At 63.6% G+C, this 18,803-nt stretch carries 9 protein-coding genes; 7 read left to right on the top strand and 2 right to left on the bottom strand.

The features are described from left to right. Nucleotides 1-1,658: FAD-dependent oxidoreductase (locus tag VIN30_RS02715; RefSeq protein ID WP_338209087.1), on the bottom strand; the 1,658-nt coding region annotated here is incomplete at its 3' end. A gap of 278 nt (nt 1,659-1,936) precedes the next feature. Between VIN30_RS02715 and VIN30_RS02720 the strand changes: the two genes are divergently transcribed. The 3 genes from VIN30_RS02720 (at nt 1,937) to VIN30_RS02730 (ending at nt 5,945) form a co-directional block, all read left to right on the top strand. Next, the gene (locus VIN30_RS02720; RefSeq protein ID WP_338209089.1) at nt 1,937-3,436 is read left to right on the top strand and encodes a helix-turn-helix transcriptional regulator; all 1,500 of its coding nucleotides are present in this window, start codon (nt 1,937-1,939) and stop codon (nt 3,434-3,436) included. A gap of 116 nt (nt 3,437-3,552) precedes the next feature. Next, nucleotides 3,553-4,500: a beta/alpha barrel domain-containing protein gene (locus VIN30_RS02725; protein WP_326424046.1), complete on the top strand. Its 948-nt coding sequence runs from the start codon at nt 3,553-3,555 to the stop codon at nt 4,498-4,500. Nucleotides 4,501-4,643: 143 nt separating this feature from the next. Then, nucleotides 4,644-5,945 carry an amidohydrolase gene (locus VIN30_RS02730; RefSeq protein WP_338209091.1) on the top strand — a complete coding sequence of 434 codons (1,302 nt, stop codon included), beginning with the start codon at nt 4,644-4,646 and terminating at the stop codon, nt 5,943-5,945. Nucleotides 5,946-6,526: 581 nt separating this feature from the next. Here the strand turns inward: VIN30_RS02730 and VIN30_RS02735 are convergent. Then, the gene (locus VIN30_RS02735; protein ID WP_338209093.1) at nt 6,527-7,480 is read right to left on the bottom strand and encodes a DUF559 domain-containing protein; all 954 of its coding nucleotides are present in this window, start codon (nt 7,478-7,480) and stop codon (nt 6,527-6,529) included. 30 nt (nt 7,481-7,510) lie between these two features. On the opposite strand from VIN30_RS02735, the gene VIN30_RS02740 reads away from it, so the two are divergent. From VIN30_RS02740 to VIN30_RS02755, 4 genes are all read left to right on the top strand, one after another. Beyond that, the gene (locus VIN30_RS02740) at nt 7,511-7,672 is read left to right on the top strand and encodes a hypothetical protein (RefSeq protein ID WP_338209095.1); all 162 of its coding nucleotides are present in this window, start codon (nt 7,511-7,513) and stop codon (nt 7,670-7,672) included. Nucleotides 7,673-8,412: 740 nt separating this feature from the next. After that, the gene (gene fusA, locus VIN30_RS02745; protein WP_338209097.1) at nt 8,413-10,497 is read left to right on the top strand and encodes an elongation factor G; all 2,085 of its coding nucleotides are present in this window, start codon (nt 8,413-8,415) and stop codon (nt 10,495-10,497) included. Between the two features lie 372 nt (nt 10,498-10,869). Next, a complete protein-coding gene (rpoB, locus tag VIN30_RS02750; RefSeq protein ID WP_420915312.1) occupies nt 10,870-14,331 on the top strand; it encodes a DNA-directed RNA polymerase subunit beta in 3,462 nt (1,153 codons plus the stop codon). 3 nt (nt 14,332-14,334) lie between these two features. Beyond that, nucleotides 14,335-18,756, top strand: coding sequence for a DNA-directed RNA polymerase subunit beta' (locus VIN30_RS02755; protein WP_326424042.1), 4,422 nt, complete (start codon nt 14,335-14,337; stop codon nt 18,754-18,756). Nucleotides 18,757-18,803: the final 47 nt, after the last annotated feature.

Raw genomic sequence — 18,803 nt, forward strand, 5'->3', positions numbered from 1 at the left:
TCGGCGCCGTCCCAGTTGTCAAGGGAGGAGGCATGGCGTCCAGCGATGCGGCCCCAGGTCATGTTCTCGGAGTTGTTGCCGCCGGTGATGCCGTAGCTATGGGCTTGGAAGTTGCCAAAGCTGCCGGCGGCGTATAGGCGCGGAATCACTTCGCCGCGGGTGTCGAGCACCTGGGCGTTGGTGTTCTTCTTCGGACCGCCCAGCGTGGAACACGAACCGGGATACAGGGTGTAGCAATAGTAAGGGCCGCCGTCCAGCTTCTGCAGCGTTTCGGGGTTGCGGTCGAATTTCGGGTCGACGCCGGCATCGCAGATGGCCTGGTACTCGTCGAAGGTGGCGCGCAGGGTTTCGGCGCTCATCCACGGATCCCACTCGGCCATTTTCGCGGCCAGCTCCTCGATGGTGTCGGCCTTGGTGATCCAGCCACGCTCGAGTTCGGCCATGTTGTCCTCGCTCCAGCCGTCCCAGTCGCGCAGCTCGTCGGGCAGCTCCGAGGTCATGTTGCCGCACTCGAAGAAATCGCCCTGGCTGACGCCAATCTTGCCGCTCGTGAAGTTGGTGTGGTCGAATACTACCCAGGTAGGAATGCGATCGTAATCGTCGATTTCATCGTTGAACTGGGTGTATACGTGCCATCCGTTATGCGGAGTCTCGCCGTTGTTCACCTCGTTCACATAGCGCTTGCCCAAGCGGTTCACGTGGAAGAACGAGTTGGTGGGCAGGAAGGCGTCGACGCCGAAGTTGTTTTCGGGGTCGCGGGTGTACATGGAGGACATAGAGATGACCATCGACATGTGCCACAGCTTCGCGCCCACCTCTTCGACCATGCGGATGCCGTCGCCGGTGTTGTAGCGCCAGCCCTCGAAGTGCCAGGGATAGCACTTCAGGTACTCACGCTGCAAATCGTCGTTGAACTCGAAACCGCCCGTGGTGAGAATGACGCCCTTGCGCGCCTTCACCGTTTTCTCTTCATCGCCGATCATCGTGGTGCAGCCGACGATTTCCTTCGTGGCCGGGTTCTGGATGAGATGCTCGTCGTGGCAGTCGAACAGCACTTCGATGCCGAGCTCCTGGCGCGCCGCATCCAGTTCGCGGAAGGTTTGCATGCCGAACCCGTCGACCGAGGAAATTTGGATGCAGCCGCCGTAAGCATCGTTATCCAGGAAATAGTATTCGGGGATGGTGCCGGCGAGCGCCTGCTCGGCCACCTCGTAGCTCATGCCGTACTTGTCAGCGTACTCGGTGTGGCGCGTTGCTTCGGCAACATAGGCGTCGATCATCTCGTCTTCCATGAGGCCGTGGCTGAACGACTTGCAGTAAGCTTTGAAGCGCTCGGGATCGGCGATGACCGTCCACTCGCCATTGTTGATACGGCTGTTGCCGCCTCCTTCGATGGGCGCCTTTTCCAGAACCAGCACTTCCGCGCCGCCCTCATCGGCGGCGATGAGGCTGGACCACATGCCTGCTCCGCCGTATCCAATAACGAGTACGTCGCATTCGTAGTCCCACTGCGCGGGCATCCAGTCGCCGCCGGTGCTTGACAACGACTCATCGGCGGTTGCGCATCCAGCGAGCGATGCGGCACCGGCGGCTGCTGCGCCGGCAAGGGCGGCGCCCTTCAGGAACGAGCGACGCGACAGGGCTTCGTTGGTATTCATGGTTTCCTCCTCCTGATTGGTTCGGGCCGGCATGGTTTATGTCGGTCGGGCCGCGCGATGGCCGTTTTGGGATGGTTCCTCCGCTGCGGCGCTTCTACCTTAGTCGGCTGCGCTCGCATTGCCCTCCGATGGGCTCCTGGATTCTGGCGATTTTTGCAGAAAATAGGATGGAACAGGTCGGTTCACCCTTTTTAGGATGTTCCATCCGATGGCAGAAAAGCCCTGATGTGGGTTACTGAAAAGAATTGAATGGGATGGGATGTGGCGAAGGGGGCGCTATGGATGATGTGTCGCTGGGGAGGCGACTGGGTTTGGACAATCGGGCGTCGGTGCTCGACTTTTGCGTGGTGCTTTTCGGGTTGGCGCTCTGTCGCGTGTGGATCATCCTGTGCTTGTCGGCGCCGTTTGCGCTGGCGGAGCTTGAGTCGAGTGATTGGCTGTTCCTGCTGCCCGGTGGAATGACGGCCTTGGTGGCGGCCCTGGTGGCTACGCGCGCTGCCGACAGAGTTGCCTTTGATGGGGGATTCAAAACAGCGGTGGGTGTGCTCGCTGCGCTGTTCTCGGCGGTGACGCCAGTGGTCGCCTCTCTGCAGCACCCTTGGCTGCTGGGTCTTTTCATGGTGCTGGGAGGCATGGCTTCGGGCTGTTTGCAGATGCTGTGGGGTGCGGCGTTTGCCCGCCGCAGCCAGCTGTTCTGCCTGTATTGCTATCCGGCGACGGCGGTGGTCACGGCTGTCATGGTGGCAGTGGTTTTGGCCGGGGGCGAGTTGCTGGTGTTCTGCGTGTTCCCCCTGGCGTCGTTCCTGCTGCTGCTCGTGGCTTCCGAGGGCTCGGGGTCTGGGAGTGAAGCAACAAAAGCGGAAGTACCCGCTGAGGCGGCTGATGAGTCGGCACTGCCTCTGAGTACGATTGTCCGTCTGCTGATCAGCATAGGGGTGTTCAGCTTCCTTTGCCGTTTCTTCGACGGCTTGCCAGCGGGGGATATGGTCGATCCGCTAGCCGTTATCGGGGGCAGCTCGCTGTTTGCCTTAGTGGTTACAGGCGTTGGTTTTCTCGGTTTCGTTGTGGTGGCAGGACGCACGTTCAATCCTCTCATCGGCTACCGCGTGGCGTTGCCGCTTATGGCTGCGGGCATGACGGTCATTGCGTTGTTTTTCGCACATCACTGGTATCTGTCCATTTTGCTGATCGGCATGGGCTATGAGCTGTTCGATACGCTGACCTGGATATTGCTGGTGGTGCTTGCCCAAAATCAGCGGGTGCGCTGGGCCCCGCTGACGGTGTTCGGCCTGGGCACTGCCGCAACGATGCTGGGCATGGGCGTGGGGCGGCTGGCGGGTGTGGCAGTATCGGCGGGATTGGCTTCAGGGGCCTGGGAGCTGCCGTCGGTGGGAGTGGCCTGCGTGATGACCTTGGTGATAACGGCTTTTCTTGTGATTCCTGAAGGCACGTTCGCCCAACTTGCGGGCATTCGCATTTTTGATCGAGGCGAGCAGCGCCCCGCCGATGAGGACGCGGCGGCCGAAGTGGCTACTGTGGCGGGGCGGCATCCGTTGGAGGCGGCTTGCATGGCGGTGGCCGAGGAGTATCGCCTGACGCCTCGTGAAGGCGAGGTGCTGTTTCTGCTGGCTCGCGGCCGTACGCTGGCCATTGTGGTGCGCGACCTTGGTATTGCGAAGGGCACGGCTCAGACCCACATGGAAAACGTCTACCATAAGTTGGGCGTACACAAGCAGCAAGAACTGATCGATTTAGTGGAATCCTACGTGGAGGGGTAAGGGCGCCAGATCCCCTTGCGGGTCCGTCGCCACTTTCTTTGTGAAAGAATGGGCGGTCAGGCTTTGGTTCTGTACAATAGTCGCCGTTATTGAAACGAGTTTCAAGGAGGATACCCATGCCGAAGATCACCCGTGATCAGGTGCGCGTTCCCGCCGACGTCATGCCCGATATGCGTGACGAGTACATTTCCAACTACATGAAGGCCACGCGCGAGACCGGCCGTCTCATGCTGTTCGCCTGCGATCAGAAGATCGAGCACTTGAACGCGGACTTCTACGGCGAGGGCATCGACATCGCCGACCTCGACCCGGAGCACCTGTTCAAGATCGGCAACGAGGGCGTCTGCGGCGTGCTCGCCGGTCAGCGCGGTCTGGTGGCCCAGTATGCCGCCGACTACCCGGAGATCAACTACCTGGTGAAGATGAACTCCAAGACCAACATCGTGGGCACCAAGCAGGAGGATCCCTATTCTCCGCAGCTGTACGATCTGGATGCCGTGCTGGCCATGAAGGAGGCCGGCGTGAACGTGGTGGGCCTCGGCTACACCATCTACCTCGGCTCCGAGTACGAGGCCACCATGATGGCCGAGGCCGGCGAGCTGATCGCCCAGGCCCATGCCAACGGCCTCATCGTGGTGCTGTGGATCTACCCCCGCGGCAAGGCCGTGACCGCCGAGAAGGATCCGGACCTCATCGCCGGCGCTGCTGGCGTGGCCCTGTGCCTGGGTGCCGACTTCGTGAAGGTGAACCCGCCGAAGCCCGAGGACGGCCGCACCCCCGCCGAGGCCCTGAAGATCGCCTCTACCGCTGCCGGTCGCTGCGGCCTGGTGTGCGCGGGCGGCTCGACGGTTGACGCCGAGACCTTCCTCACCCAGCTGTACGACCAGATTCATGTGGGCGGCGCTTGCGGCAACGCCACGGGCCGCAATATCCACCAGCGCTCGCTGGACGAGGCGGTGCGCCTGACCAAGGCCATCTCCGCCATCACCCTGGCCGACTGGACGGTGGCCGACGCCCTGGCTGTGTTCAACGGCGAGAAGGACTTCACCCTGGCCGACATCTAAGCCGGTATGAGCGTTGAGGAGGGGCGTTTTGCGGCGCCCCTTGCGGGAACCGGAGGGCGCACCTCCGGTTCTTTTTATCGGTATGGCATTTCCGCCCGCGCCATTGCATTTCGAGTTGACGGGTTCGCAGAGAAAGGCTTCCCATGCTCTTCACCGACATCGATATTCTGGACGAGCACTGCGTCGTGCGCCATCACCAGTGGGTGGGCGTGCGCGACGGCCGTATCGCGTATGTGGGCGATAAGGCGCCTGCGCCCGATGCGGCGGCTGCGTTCGGTGAGGTGTACGACGGCGCGGGCAAGCTGCTGATGCCAGCGCTCTACAACGCCCACGCCCACGCCCCCATGACGCTTTTGCGCGGCTATGCGGAGAACCTGCCGTTGCAGCGCTGGCTGGAGGAAAAGTGCTTTCCCTTCGAGGACAAGATGACGGCCGAGGATTGCTACTGGGGCACGGTGCTCGCCTGCGCCGAGATGGCGCGCTTCGGCGTGGTCAGCTTCTCGGACATGTACTACGCCTCCGAGGAGCGCTGCCGCGCGGTGCTGGAGGCGGGCATGAAGGCGAACATGTGCGAGGGGCTCGTGGCCTTCGAGGAGAAGCCCTATGCGGAATACCCCATCTGCGCCCAGATGGAGGCGCTCGTGCGCGATTGGCACGGAGCGGGGGAGGGCCGCATCCGCATCGACTACAACATCCACTCAGAGTACCTGTCCACCGAGACGGTCTGCCGCGATATTCTGGATATCGTGCGCGGCACCGACCTGCGGCTGCACATTCATCTGTCCGAGACCGAGAAGGAGGTGCGCGAGTGCCGTGAGCGCCACGGGGGCCTCTCGCCCGTGGAGTACTTCGACGGCCTGGGCCTGTTCGACGTGCCGGTGACCGCCGCCCACTGCGTGTGGCTCAGCGAGAACGACCTGGATATCCTCGAGTCCCACGGCGTGTTCGTGGCCAACAACCCGGCCTCCAACATGAAGCTCGGCAGCGGGTTCGCGCCCGTTCCGGACATGATGCGCCGCGGCATTCCCGTGTGCCTGGGCTCCGACGGCATGGCGTCGAACAACAACCACAACCTGTTCCACGACATGTATCTGCAGGCGCTTATCTACAAGGGGGCGATCCTGGATCCCACAGCGGTCACGCCCCAGCAGGCGCTGGCCGCGGCCACGCGGGTGGGCGCGCTCTCCCAGGGCCGCGACGACTGCGGGCTCATCGCCGAGGGCGCGCGAGCCGATGTGTGCGTGCTGGATACCACGGGCCCCTCGTGGTGCCCCGCACCCGATCCGGTGTACAACATCGTGTACGCCGGCGATGGCGCCGACGTGGTGCTCACGATGTGCGACGGCCAGGTGGTCTACCGCGACGGCGCGTGGCCCACCATCGACGTGGAGCGCACCAAGGCCGAGTGCACCGCCCGCACCGCCCGCATCATTGGCGAGCTGTAACGCTCTAGGCCACATCCCGCCCCAGATACGAACCGATCCTGCGTAGAGGACGAGGGCTCTGCCCTTGTCGACCTGGCATTGAACGAGCGGAAGGAGCAGAGCCCCTTCCCTAGGGCCGCGCCCGAGGCCGCACCCGAGGCCGCGCCCGTGCTCGCATATCCGAGGCCGCTCACGCGTGTTCGCGAGCGGCGCCTCCCTGGGGGACTTCAGCCCGTCTGGAGTGCGAGCTGATCCTGGGCAGGCAAGGGCCCTCCCCTCCCCTTCCCTACGTGGCATGCCCGAGGCTGCACCTGGAAGTCCCTGTCGCCAGAATTCGCGGGTTTGGTACCCGGCCGGCTCCCATGGGATAATTCTGAACTGGGGTTTTACGGAAGAGCGGTACCAAACTTGCCAATTTTGGGGTACCAAACCGCCAAATCCTGCCAGTGTCGGGGGGGCTGAAAGCAGGGGACTGGACGATGGGGCATGGCAAGATGGGGAGCACGGGCGCGAGCGGGGACGGGCAAGGGGGCGGGTAAGGAGACGGGAGTGGAACGGCGGGGAAGGGGCGGGTGGGACGAGAGGCAGAAGCCGACGAACTTTCAGCGGTTGGGGGCAAGACCTAGGATTGTCCAGAGTTGAGTCTGCCGGGTGGGGAAGTCGCGAACGCGGAAGCGCCATTCCTTTTGCAGCGCTTTGGCAATGCATGCCGCGACTTTGTCCATTTCGGAGGGATCGTTAAGCTGCCGCCGTGAAACGGTAATGACGTGATATCCCATAGACTCTAATGTGGTGCGCTTAACGATGTCGTGATAGTGCTGATCGGAAGTTAGGTGAAATGCATCGCTGTCATATTCCACGATCAGATGCGCGTGGGGCCAGCAGAGGTCGGCAACATAGTATCTCCGGTCGGCTAAGTTGCCAGGGTGTTTGCCGGTGGGGATGGGAAAGTTCAGGGTGGGACGAGGCAAGCCGTAGCCGCCTAGCCGTACAGGTAGAAACAATACGAGTCCGAGCGCTATCTCGCGTGGTGATGCGGCGTGAGGCAATATCCATGGTAAAGCGTTGCGAACGGTCTTGCATCCTGGGATAGACGAACAGCTTCGAGTGACCATCTCAAGGGATGCGCGGGTGGCGATGGGCTCGCGCTGGATGATGGTTGGGCTGTCGGCATGGAGGGAATAGGACGCACATAACGCACTGCCCTGGGCGGCAGCTTGAATTACGGAACGTCCGCGCATTGCCTGGACGAGGGCCACTTCGGGCGGTGGCGCAAGAATGCCGTCGCCCACGTGAAGAAAATCGAAGTTGAGCAAAGCGGGCGTTCCCAGGTGGCAGCGCGCATATTTCTGTCTCCGATGCTTTCGATCGAACACCGTTATATGAGCCGGTCGCGAGAGAAAGGGGAATGTGCTGTGGACGTGGTCGAGAACCCGTTTGCTCGGCGTGAATTCGGCTGCTCGTTCAGAGGTGATGGCTCTTCTCTGGAGCGGAGCGTGCACAGTATGTCCGAATAATTCGAGGGCAGTGGGGCCGAAGAGGGCGATCTTGCTCATGGGGCTCCTTGGGACGAAACTGAACAGAGGGTGATTCTTTCCAGCATAGAAGATCACAACCGCAGAAACGTCTCGGGAGTGTCGTTCCGCTTTCGGGAAGAGTTCGTCGATCCGCCGTCGCGCTTTCGGGAGGAGTTCGTCGATCTGTCGTGCGGCAGTCGAAAGAAGCGCCGTGAAAAAGCCGCCGCGTAGTCAGAGGTTCCGATTCCCTCTCTCCGATTGTCTTACGGGCGGCGGGCGTTCTCCCTGCGGTACCAGCTCATCCTCCTGTGGTATCAGGCTCCCGTGGTGTCAGGCTCTCCCGTTTTCGGTACCAAACCCTCGGTTTCTGCCGAGCCCGGAGGTGCCTGTCGCCAGAATTCGCGGGTTTGGTACCCGGCCGGCCCTCATGAGGAAATTCTGAACTGGGGTTTTACGGAAGAGCGGTACCAAACTTGCCAATTTTGGGGTACCAAACCGCCAAATCTTGGCGGAAAGTGGGGCGCTGGGCATGGGGGACCGTGGAACGCTGGAAGCGGGGGCCGTGGAACGCTGGAGGCGGGGGGCGGCAGGACTCTGGAGACGGGCCCGTGGGGAAGGCGGGCTTGGGGGGGGCGAGCGCGAGACGCCGGGCGTAGGGCGAGCGCGAGACGTCGGGCGTAGGGCGAGCGCGAGACGCCGGATGGGCGCCGTAAGCGATTTCGGGAACGGTGAAGCCGCGCAAAATAACCGGGCGCTGTGGACCGCGGTGCCGCTGCCTTTTGCTAAGATGAACCCATGATCTAAATGCCGTTCGCCGGCTGGAAGCGACCGCTCGCTGTCACTGTGTCAGTAAGCCCCGCCGCCCGCGCAACGGTGCCGCTTCGTCGCGCGAGCCAATGATGGCCCCGCGATCAGGGAAGTCCCGCGCAAAGGGTGCGGGTGCCCTCGAACAGGAAGGCAGGTGGTCGCCCATGGCAGCTCCGGCTCCCGAACACGTCAGAAATATCGTCCTGGTGGGACAGGACGGCGCCGGCAAGACCTCGTTGGCCGAGGCCATGCTCTTCGTCTCCGGCAAGACGCCGCGCATGGGCACGACCCACGACGGGAAATCGTATCTCGACTACGACCCCGAGGAGATCAAGCGCAAGTTCACCATCTCCACGTCCATCGCGCCCATTCCCTACAAGGACTACAAGATCAACGTGCTGGACACCTCGGGCCACCCCGACTTCATCGGCGACACCCTGGCCACCATGCAGGCTGCGGAAATGGCCCTGTTCGTGGTGGACGCCGCCGACGGCCCGGGGGTTATGACCACGAAGCTGTGGCGCGAGGCCGAGGACATGCGCCTGTCGCGCGCCGTGTACGTCAACCACATCGACCGCGAGGGCGCGAACTTCGACGCCGCCATGGCGCTTCTGCATGCTCGCTTCGGCGGCCGTCTGGGCGCGGTGACCATTCCCATCGGCCAGGGCGCCGACTTCGCGGGCGTCATTGACATCATCCGCATGAAGGCCCGTTACTTCGAGCCCGGCGGCACCGCCGAGCGTGTGGAGGACGTGGACACGCTGCCCGAGAAGTACCAGGAGGAGGCCCGCATCGCCCGCGACAAGCTGTGCGATTTGGTGGCCGAGGCCGACGACGAGCTCATGATGAAGTACCTCGACGGCGAAGAGCAGCTCACCCAGGAGGAGCTGGAAAACCTGCTTGACGCGGCCATTGCCCAGGAGCTCATCATCCCCGTGTTCGTGGGAAGCACCATCATCATGCAGGGCGTGCAGGGCCTCATGGAGGACATCTGCACCTACTTCCCGCACCCGAAGAGCCACGGCCGCTTCCGCATGGCCGACGATGTGACCGTGCGCATCGACGAGACCAAGCCCCCCTGCGCCTTCGCCTTCAAGACGGTGTCCGACCCGTTCGTGGGACGCCTCACCTTCCTGAAGGTCATCTCCGGATACCTGGAGCCGGGCCTCGAGCTTGTCTGCGGGCGCACCGGCAAGAAGGAGCGCCTGGGAAAGATCCAGGTGATGATGGGCAAGGAGGCCGTGGACGTGAAGAGCGCCAAGGCCGGCGATATCGTGGTGGTGCCGAAGCTTACCGACGTGCGCGCCGGCGACACGCTGTCTTGCGAGGGCACCATCGCCATCGAGCCGCTGCCTTTGCCCGAGCCTTTGTACCCCGTGGCCATCGAGGCCGTGTCGAAGAAGGAGGAGGACAAGCTCGGCACCTTCCTCGCCCGCGCAGCCGAGGCTGATCCCACCATCCGCATCACCCGCGACGAGGACACGCACCAGACCATCATCCACGCCATGGGCGAGGCCCAGGTGGAGATGCTGCTGAACCGCCTGAAGGAGCAGTCGGGCGTTGAGGCGAAGCTCGTGCCCGTGCGCATTCCCTACCGCGAGACCATCACCAAGCAGGCCGAGGCCCAGGGGCGCCACAAGAAGCAGACCGGCGGCGCCGGCCAGTTCGGCGACTGCTGGCTGAGGATCGCCCCCATTCCCGGCGAGGGCTACGAGTTCGTAGACGAGATCAAGGGCGGCGCCATCCCGAACGGCCTCATCCCCGCCGTGGACAAGGGCGTGCGCGAGGCCATGGAAGAGGGATTCCTCGCCGGATACCCCATGGTGGACGTGAAGTGCACGGTGTTCGACGGGTCGTATCATTCGGTGGACTCCAACGAGATGGCCTTCAAGACCGCGGCCCGCATCGGCTTCCGCGCCTGCTGCGAACAGGCCGGCCCTATCATCCTGGAACCCTGGGCTACCATGGAGGTCACCGTGGGGGAGGAGTACGCCGGCACCATCATGGGCGACATCTCCACCCGCCGCGGCCGCATCGTGGGCACCGACGCGGGCTTCGCCGCCGGCGAGACCGTCATCAAGATGCGCGCGCCCTACGCCGAGGTGATCAACTACACGAAGGACTTGCGGAGTATGACGCGCGGCTCCGGCTCCTACACGCTTACGCTGGAAGGCTACGAGGCCGCCCCGGCCGACGTGACCCGGAAGCTCGTGGAAGCCTACGAGGCTTCGCGGGCCGCTGGCAACTAAGGGCACGGGAAATTTCAAGGCGTCCCCGACTCGGGCGGCCTGAAGGCCGCCCCTACGGTTTGCTTCCGGGGCGGGTGCGTATTTTGACGCGTGCCCTGGCGGGCGTTTCGGTACGAGCCTCGTAGCCTCGTAGGGGCGGGCTTTAGCCCGCCCTTTCTTATGCCTGATCCAAGGGCATTTTCCAAAAAAAATCCATGGCTTGTAAAAATTTTTCTTGACTCGGCGTTCCCCTCATAGTAACTTAGCGGATTGCAACTTTTTGCAGATTTGCGATGGACGTGAAGGAGGAACAGCCTCGTGGCTCAGGAAAAAAAATCCGCTCCCACCAGCCTTTACAGGGATCGCCGAAGCTTTGCGAAGATTCCGGACGTTATGGACGTCCCCAATCTGATCGCCATCCAGACGGAAAGCTTCGATTGGTTCAAGAATGAAGGTTTGGCGCAGGCCTTCGCCGATGTGTGCCCCATTGAGAACAATACGGGCGACATGTGTGTCGAGTTCGGCAAGCATGAGTTCGGCGAGCCCAAGTACACGGTGGATGAATGCAAGGAGAAGGACGTCACCTATCAGGCGCCGCTCTTCGTCGAGATTCGCTTCATCAACCGCGAGACCGGTGAGATCAAGGAGCAGGAGGTGTTCATGGGCGACTTCCCGCTCATGACGCCGCGCGGCACCTTCATCATCAACGGCACCGAGCGCGTCGTGGTGTCCCAGCTGGTGCGTTCTCCGGGTGTGTATTTCGCCTCCGAGCGCGACAAGACCTCCGACAAGACCATCTACAACGCGAAGGTCATCCCCTCCCGCGGTGCATGGCTCGAATTCGAGACTGACAAGCGCGACCTGCTTTCCGTGCGCATCGACCGCAAGCGCAAACAGCCGGCCACCCTTCTGGTGCGCGCCCTCGGCCTCGCCGAGACCCGCGAGGAGATCATCGAGCTGCTGGGAAGCTCCGAGATGGTGCTGCGCACGCTGGATCGCGATCCCGCCACCACCAAGGAAGAGTCGCTCATCGAGCTGTACAAGCGCTTCCGTCCCGGCGAGCCGCCGACGATCGACTCGGCCCGCACCCTGCTCGACGGTCTGTTCTTCAACCCGCAGCGCTACGACCTGGCGAAGGTCGGTCGCTACAAGATGGACAAGAAGCTGGGCTTTACGCCCGAGGAGAACGACTCCTCCACGCTGACCAATGAGGACATCATCCGCACGATGCGCTACATCATCGGTCTGCACAACGGCGACGAGGGCTTCGCCACCGACGACATCGACCACTTCGGCAACCGCCGCATCCGCTCGGTGGGCGAGCTGATTCAGAACCAGTTCCGCATCGGCCTCTCGCGCATGGAGCGCGTGGTGCGCGAGCGCATGTCCATGCAGGAGCCCGACGAGATCACGCCGCAGAGCCTGGTGAACATCCGCCCCATCGTGGCCGCTATCAAGGAGTTCTTCGGAAGCTCCCAGCTGTCGCAGTTCATGGACCAGTCGAATCCCGCTGCGGGTATTACCCACAAGCGCCGCCTGTCGGCTCTGGGCCCGGGCGGTCTGTCCCGCGAGCGCGCCGGCTTCGAGGTACGCGACGTGCATACCTCCCACTACGGCCGCATGTGCCCCATCGAGACGCCTGAAGGCCCGAACATCGGCCTCATCGGTTCGCTGGCCGCCTACGGTCGCATCAACCCCTACGGCTTCATCGAGACGCCCTATCGTCGCGTGATCGACGGCAAGGTGACCGACGAGATCGACTACCTGACCGCCGATGAGGAAGAGAACTTCACCATCGCCCAGGCCAACGACTTGTTCGACCTGGAAACCCGCGAGTTCGGCTACACCGACGAGGACGGCGTGTTCCACAAGTCCACCCGCGTGCTCGCCCGTACCACCGACACCAACGGCGTGTTCGGCGAGGCCATGGACGTGCCGCCCGAGCAGGTGAACTACATGGACGTGTCGCCGCGCCAGATGACCAGCGTGGCTACCTCGCTCATTCCGTTCCTCGAGCACGACGACGCCAACCGCGCCCTCATGGGCTCGAACATGCAGCGCCAGGCCGTGCCGCTGCTGCGCCCCACGGCGCCGCTGGTGGGTACCGGCATCGAGCACCGCATCGCGGTGGACTCCGGCGAGATCCTCGTGGCCCAGCGCCCCGGCGTGGTGGACTATGTGGACGGCCAGACCATCATCATCCTGAACAACGACGGCGAGTACGACGAGTACCTCATCCCGAAGTTCCAGCGCTCCAACCAGTCCGGTTGCATTAACCATCGCCCCATCGTGCGCAAGGGCGACGAGGTGGAGGCCGGCGACGTGCTGGCCGACGGCCCGTCCTGCGACGGCGGCGAGCTGGCGCTGGGCCAGAACCTGATGATCGCCTACATGCCCTGGGAAGGCTACAACTACGAGGACGCCATCATCGTGTCCGAGCGCGTGGTGTCCGAGGACCTGCTGACCTCCATCCACATCTCCGAGTACGAGATCGACGCGCGCGACACGAAGCTGGGCCCCGAGGAGATCACCCGCGAGATTCCGAACATCTCCGAGGACATGATTTCCGACCTGGACGCCGACGGCATCATCCGCGTGGGCGCCGAGGTGTTCCCGGGCGATGTGCTGGTGGGCAAGGTTACCCCGAAGGGCGAGACCGAGCTGACCGCCGAGGAGCGCCTGCTGCGCGCCATCTTCGGTGAGAAGGCCCGCGAGGTGCGCGACACTTCGCTGAAGGTGCCCCACGGTTCCGGTGGCCGCGTCATCGGCATCTACCGCAGCTCGCGCGACGCCGGCGACGATCTGCCTCCGGGAGTGAACGAGCTGGTGCGCATCTACGTGGCTCAGAAGCGTAAGGTGCAGCAGGGCGACAAGCTGTCGGGCCGCCACGGCAACAAGGGCGTTATCTCCCGCGTGCTGCCGGTGGAGGACATGCCCTATCTGGCCGACGGCACGCCCATCGACGTCATCCTGAACCCCCTGGGCGTTCCTTCCCGAATGAACGTGGGCCAGCTTTTGGAGAACCACCTGGGCTGGGCCGCCAAGTGGGGCTGGTCCGACGCCGAGGACACCGACGAGGTGGTGGAGGGCCCCATGTACGTGGCCACGCCCGTGTTCGACGGTGCCACCGAGGAGGAGATCTCGGACGCCATCGAGAAGGCGAACCGCAACCTCATCAACATGAACCACGCCAAGTACGGCGACATGGCCCGCGACGAGCTGGTGCCGCAGCTGTCCCGTACCGGTAAGACCTGGCTGTACGACGGCCGCACCGGCGAGAAGTTCCGCGAGCCCATCACCGTTGGCCAGACCTACATCCTGAAGCTCGGCCACATGGTGGACGACAAGATTCACGCCCGCTCGACCGGCCCCTACAGCCTGATCACCCAGCAGCCGCTGGGCGGCAAGGCCCAGTTCGGTGGCCAGCGCTTCGGCGAGATGGAGGTGTGGGCCCTGTACGCCTACGGCGCCTCCAACGTGCTGCAGGAGATTCTGACCGTGAAGTCCGACGACACGTCGGGCCGCGTGAAGAGCTACGAGGCCATCGTGAAGGGCGAGAACATCCCGGCTCCCGAGGTGCCCGAGTCCTTCAAGGTGCTGGTGAAGGAAATGAAGTCGCTGTGCCTGAACATCGAGCTGAAGGGCCACGACATGCAGTCCATCAGCGAGGATGAGATTGACGTTATGGATGGCGATCAGGCGCTGTACAACGCCCTGGCCGCCGATGCCAAGAAGACCGAAGAGGAAGAGGCCGATGCCATCGGCGCCCTTGCCGACGCGGTGGGCAGCTTGGTGGACGATCTCGATTTCGATTTGAACACCGCCGACCTCATCGGTGGCGGAGAGGAGGCTTAAAGCATGACGGAATTCGACGTCAACAATTTCGACGCCCTGCGTATTTCGCTTGCTTCCGCCGAGGATGTGCGCAGCTGGTCGCGCGGCGAGGTGAAGAAGCCCGAGACCATTAACTACCGCACCCTGAAGCCCGAGAAGGACGGCCTGTACTGCGAGAAGATCTTCGGTCCCACCAAGGACTGGGAGTGCGCCTGCGGCAAGTACAAGCGCGTGCGCTTCAAGGGCATCGTCTGCGAGCGCTGCGGCGTGGAAGTGACCCGCTCCAAGGTGCGTCGCGAGCGCATGGGCCATATCGAGCTGGCCGCGCCCGTGAGCCACATCTGGTACTTCAAGGGCAGCCCGTCCCGCTTGGGCTACCTGCTGGACATTCCGCCGAAGGAACTGGAGAAGGTGCTGTACTTCGCCAGCTCCATCATCACCTCGGTGGACAAGGAGGCTCGCGAGGAGGACGTAGACGACCTGCGCGACGAGTTGGCCGCCGACCTGGAGGAACTGGACGCCGAGCGCGACCGCCTCATCGAGGCCACCCGCAAGCTGTCTACCGACTACGTGCCCGAGGATGACGACTTCGTCGACGACCTGGATGACGACGAGCGCCTCACCCCCGAAGAGGTGGAAGAGGAGATCGCCGACATCTATGAGGAGTTCAACGAGCGCAAGGCCCTGCGTCAGGACGCTTTCGACGCCTTCCTGAAGATCGAGCCGAAGCAGCTGATCCCCGACGAGGCCCTGTACCGCGAGATGCGCGCCTGCTACCGCGACTACTTCACCGGCGGCATGGGTGCCGAGTCGGTGCGCGACCTGCTGGACGCCATGGACCTGGAGGCTACCTCCGAGGAGCTGCGCGAGGTCATCGCCACGGGCAAGGGCCAGAAGCGCGCCAAGGCCGTGAAGCGCCTGAAGGTGGTGGACGCGTTCCTGAAGTCGGACAATAAGCCCTCCGGCATGATCTTGGACGTGATTCCGGTTATCCCGCCCGACCTGCGTCCCATGGTGCAGCTGGACGGCGGCCGCTTCGCCACGTCGGACCTGAATGATCTGTACCGTCGCGTCATCAACCGCAACAACCGCCTGAAGCGCCTGCTGGACCTCGGTGCCCCCGAGATCATCATCAACAACGAGAAACGCATGCTGCAGGAGGCCGTGGACTCGCTGTTCGACAACGGTCGTCGCGGCCGCCCCGTCACGGGCCCGGGCAACCGCCCGCTGAAGTCCATCAGCGACATGCTGAAGGGCAAGCAGGGTCGTTTCCGTCAGAACTTGCTGGGCAAGCGCGTGGACTATTCCGGCCGTTCGGTTATCGTCGTGGGCCCGCAGCTGAAGCTGCACCAGTGCGGCCTGCCGAGCCAGATGGCCCTGGAGCTGTTCAAGCCCTTCGTCATGAAGCGCCTGGTGGAGTTGGAGTACGCTGCCAACATCAAGGCCGCCAAGCGCGCCGTGGACCGTGGTGCCAGCTACGTGTGGGACGTGCTGGAAGAGGTTATCGCCGAGCATCCCGTGCTGCTGAACCGCGCACCAACCCTGCACCGTCTGGGCATCCAGGCCTTCGAGCCGGTGCTGGTCGAGGGTAAGGCTATCAAGCTGCATCCGCTGGTCTGCACCGCCTTCAACGCCGACTTCGACGGCGACCAGATGGCCGTGCATGTGCCGCTGGGCGCCGAGGCTCAGGCTGAGGCCCGCGTGCTTATGCTGTCCTCCAACAACATCAAGTCGCCCGCCCATGGCCATCCGCTGACCGTGCCCACCCAGGACATGATCATCGGTCTGTACTACCTAACCGCTGTGCGCGACGGCTTCCCGGGCGAGGGTCGTGTGTTCATCGACCTCGACGACGCCCTGAACGCCTACGACGCTCGTGCCGATCTTGACCTGCAGGCCAAGATTCAGGTGCGTCTGCCCTACAACATGAAGGTGGCCACGGCCTTCAACACCTTCGAGGATCGCAAGGAAGGCGAGCGCATCGAGACGTCGGTCGGCCGCATCATCTTCAACGATGTGCTGCCGCCGGACTACCCCTTCTTGAACTACGAGATGAACAAGAAGGAGATCAGCCGCCTGGTGGAGGACGTGACCAACACCTACGATCTGTCCGAGGTGCCGCCGATTCTGGACGGCCTGAAGGACGCGGGCTTCCACTACGCGACGCGCGCCGGCGTAACCGTGTCGGTGTACGACGCCACTATCCCGCCCAGCAAGCCGGAGATTCTGGCTCAGGCTGACGCGCGCGTGGCCGCCATCGACGAGGACTACGAGATGGGCCTCATGTCGAATGAGGAGCGCCACAAGCAGGTCGTCGACATCTGGAACGACGCCAACGAGGAAGTCGGCGAGGCCATGGCGGAGAACTTCGACAAGTTCAACCCCATTTACATGATGGCCTTCTCCGGTGCCCGCGGTAACATCAAGCAGATTCGTCAGCTGGCCGGTATGCGCGGCCTGATGTCCGACCCGAAGGGCGAGATCATCGACCGCCCGATTAAGGCGAACTTCCGCGAGGGCCTGTCGGTACTGGAATACTTCATTTCCACCCACGGCGCCCGTAAGGGTCTGGCCGACACCGCTCTGCGTACTGCCGACTCGGGCTACCTGACCCGTCGTCTGGTGGACGTGGCCCAGGACGTTATCATCCGCGAGATCGACTGCGGTACCACCGAGGGCGTGAGCTACCCGGTGCGCAACGAGAAGAACGAGGTGGACGAGAACCTGGTGGGCCGCTGCCTGCTGGAGCCGGTGGCCAACCCCGAGACCGGCGAGATTATGGCCGAGGCCGGCAGCTACCTGCACTCCATGGCCCAGCTGCGCGAGATCGACGCGGCCGGCGTTGCCGAGGTGGTCATCCGCACCATCATGACCTGCCATGCCGAGCATGGCGTGTGCCAGAAGTGCTACGGTTGGGATCTCGCCACGGCCCGTCCGGTGAACATCGGCACGGCGGTGGGCATCATCGCCGCCCAGTCCATCGGTGAGCCCGGCACGCAGCTGACGATGCGTACGTTCCACACCGGCGGCGTGGCTGGCGAGGACATCACCCACGGTCTGCCTCGTGTTCAGGAGCTCTTCGAGGCCCGTAAGCCGAAGGGCCAGGCGGTGCTGGCGGAGATATCGGGCACCATGCAGGTGGCCGGCGACAAGATGTCGAAGACCATCACCATCCACGACCAGGAAGGCAACTACCGCGAGTACGTGGTGAGCGCCCGCGCCCAGCTGCTGCCGGGCGTCTACGACGGGTGCGAGGTCACGGTGGGCCAGCAGCTGACCAAGGGTTCGGTGAACCCCCACGACCTGCTGCGCCTGACCGATCCGAACACCACGCTGCGCTACATCGTGGGCCAGGTCCAGGGCGTGTACGTGTCCCAGGGCGTGGACATCAACGACAAGCACATCGAGGTTATCGCGCGCCAGATGCTGCGCAAGGTGGCCGTGCTGGACGCCGGCGACTCCGACTTCCTGCCGGGTCGTCAGGTGAACCGCTTCGAGTTTGAGAAGGTGGCCAACGAGCTGATCGCCGAGGGCAAGGAGCCGCCGGTGGGCCAGCCGCTGCTGCTGGGCATCACCAAGGCGTCGCTGGCTACCGACTCCTGGATGTCGGCCGCTTCGTTCCAGGAGACCACCAAGGTGCTCACCGATGCCGCCATCGAGGGCAAGACCGACTACCTGGCCGGCCTGAAGGAGAACGTCATCATCGGCAAGCCCATCCCTGCCGGCACCGGCCTGCGCCGCTACCGCGACGTGCGTCTTACCTACAAGGGCCGTCCGGTGGACCAGGTCAGCGGCGACGCGCTGCCCGACTTCGCTCCCGACGCCCTGCGCGAGATCGAGGAACTGCTGCCCCAGCCCCAGGATTGGTCGCTGGATAACGACGGCTACTTCAACTCCACGGGCTCCTTCGGAGGCTACTACAGCGCGCTGTCGGGTCATCGCGGCCACAACCTGTCCGACGAGGACGCTCGCCTGTACATCTACGACGACCTGGGCGTGTCCCAGCGTTGGGCGAACAAGTTCTCCGAGGCGGGCATCGAGACCGTGGCCGACCTTCTGGGTCACACCGAGGAGGATCTGCTGCGCATCGAGGGCATCGGCGTGAAGGCCATCGAGGAGCTGAAGGAGGGTCTGGAGGCGCGCGACCTGATGCATGTCATCGAGGACGATCTGGCGGCTTCCTCCGACGACATGAGCCAGCTGCTCGACATGGTGTTCTCGCCCGATGACACCATCCTCATTGGTGGCGACGAGCCGCCGACGTTCAACACCGACGGCGAGGAAATGCTCGGCGAGGCCCTGCCTCCGCGCTCCTACCAGCGCAACCTGGAAGAGCTCGACGCTCTGCTGGGTTCCGTGGGCGGCCTGGGCTCCTTCGGCTTCGGCGTGACCAGCGCCGAGGACGAGGCGGCCAGCAACGCCGCCATGGAGGACGGCGAGGAGTAAGCAGCTCTGCAATTTGTCGCTGAATAGCACTACCGAGGGGGACGATT

It is taken from the genome of Adlercreutzia wanghongyangiae, assembly GCF_035989245.1.
Lineage (GTDB): Bacteria > Actinomycetota > Coriobacteriia > Coriobacteriales > Eggerthellaceae > Adlercreutzia > Adlercreutzia wanghongyangiae.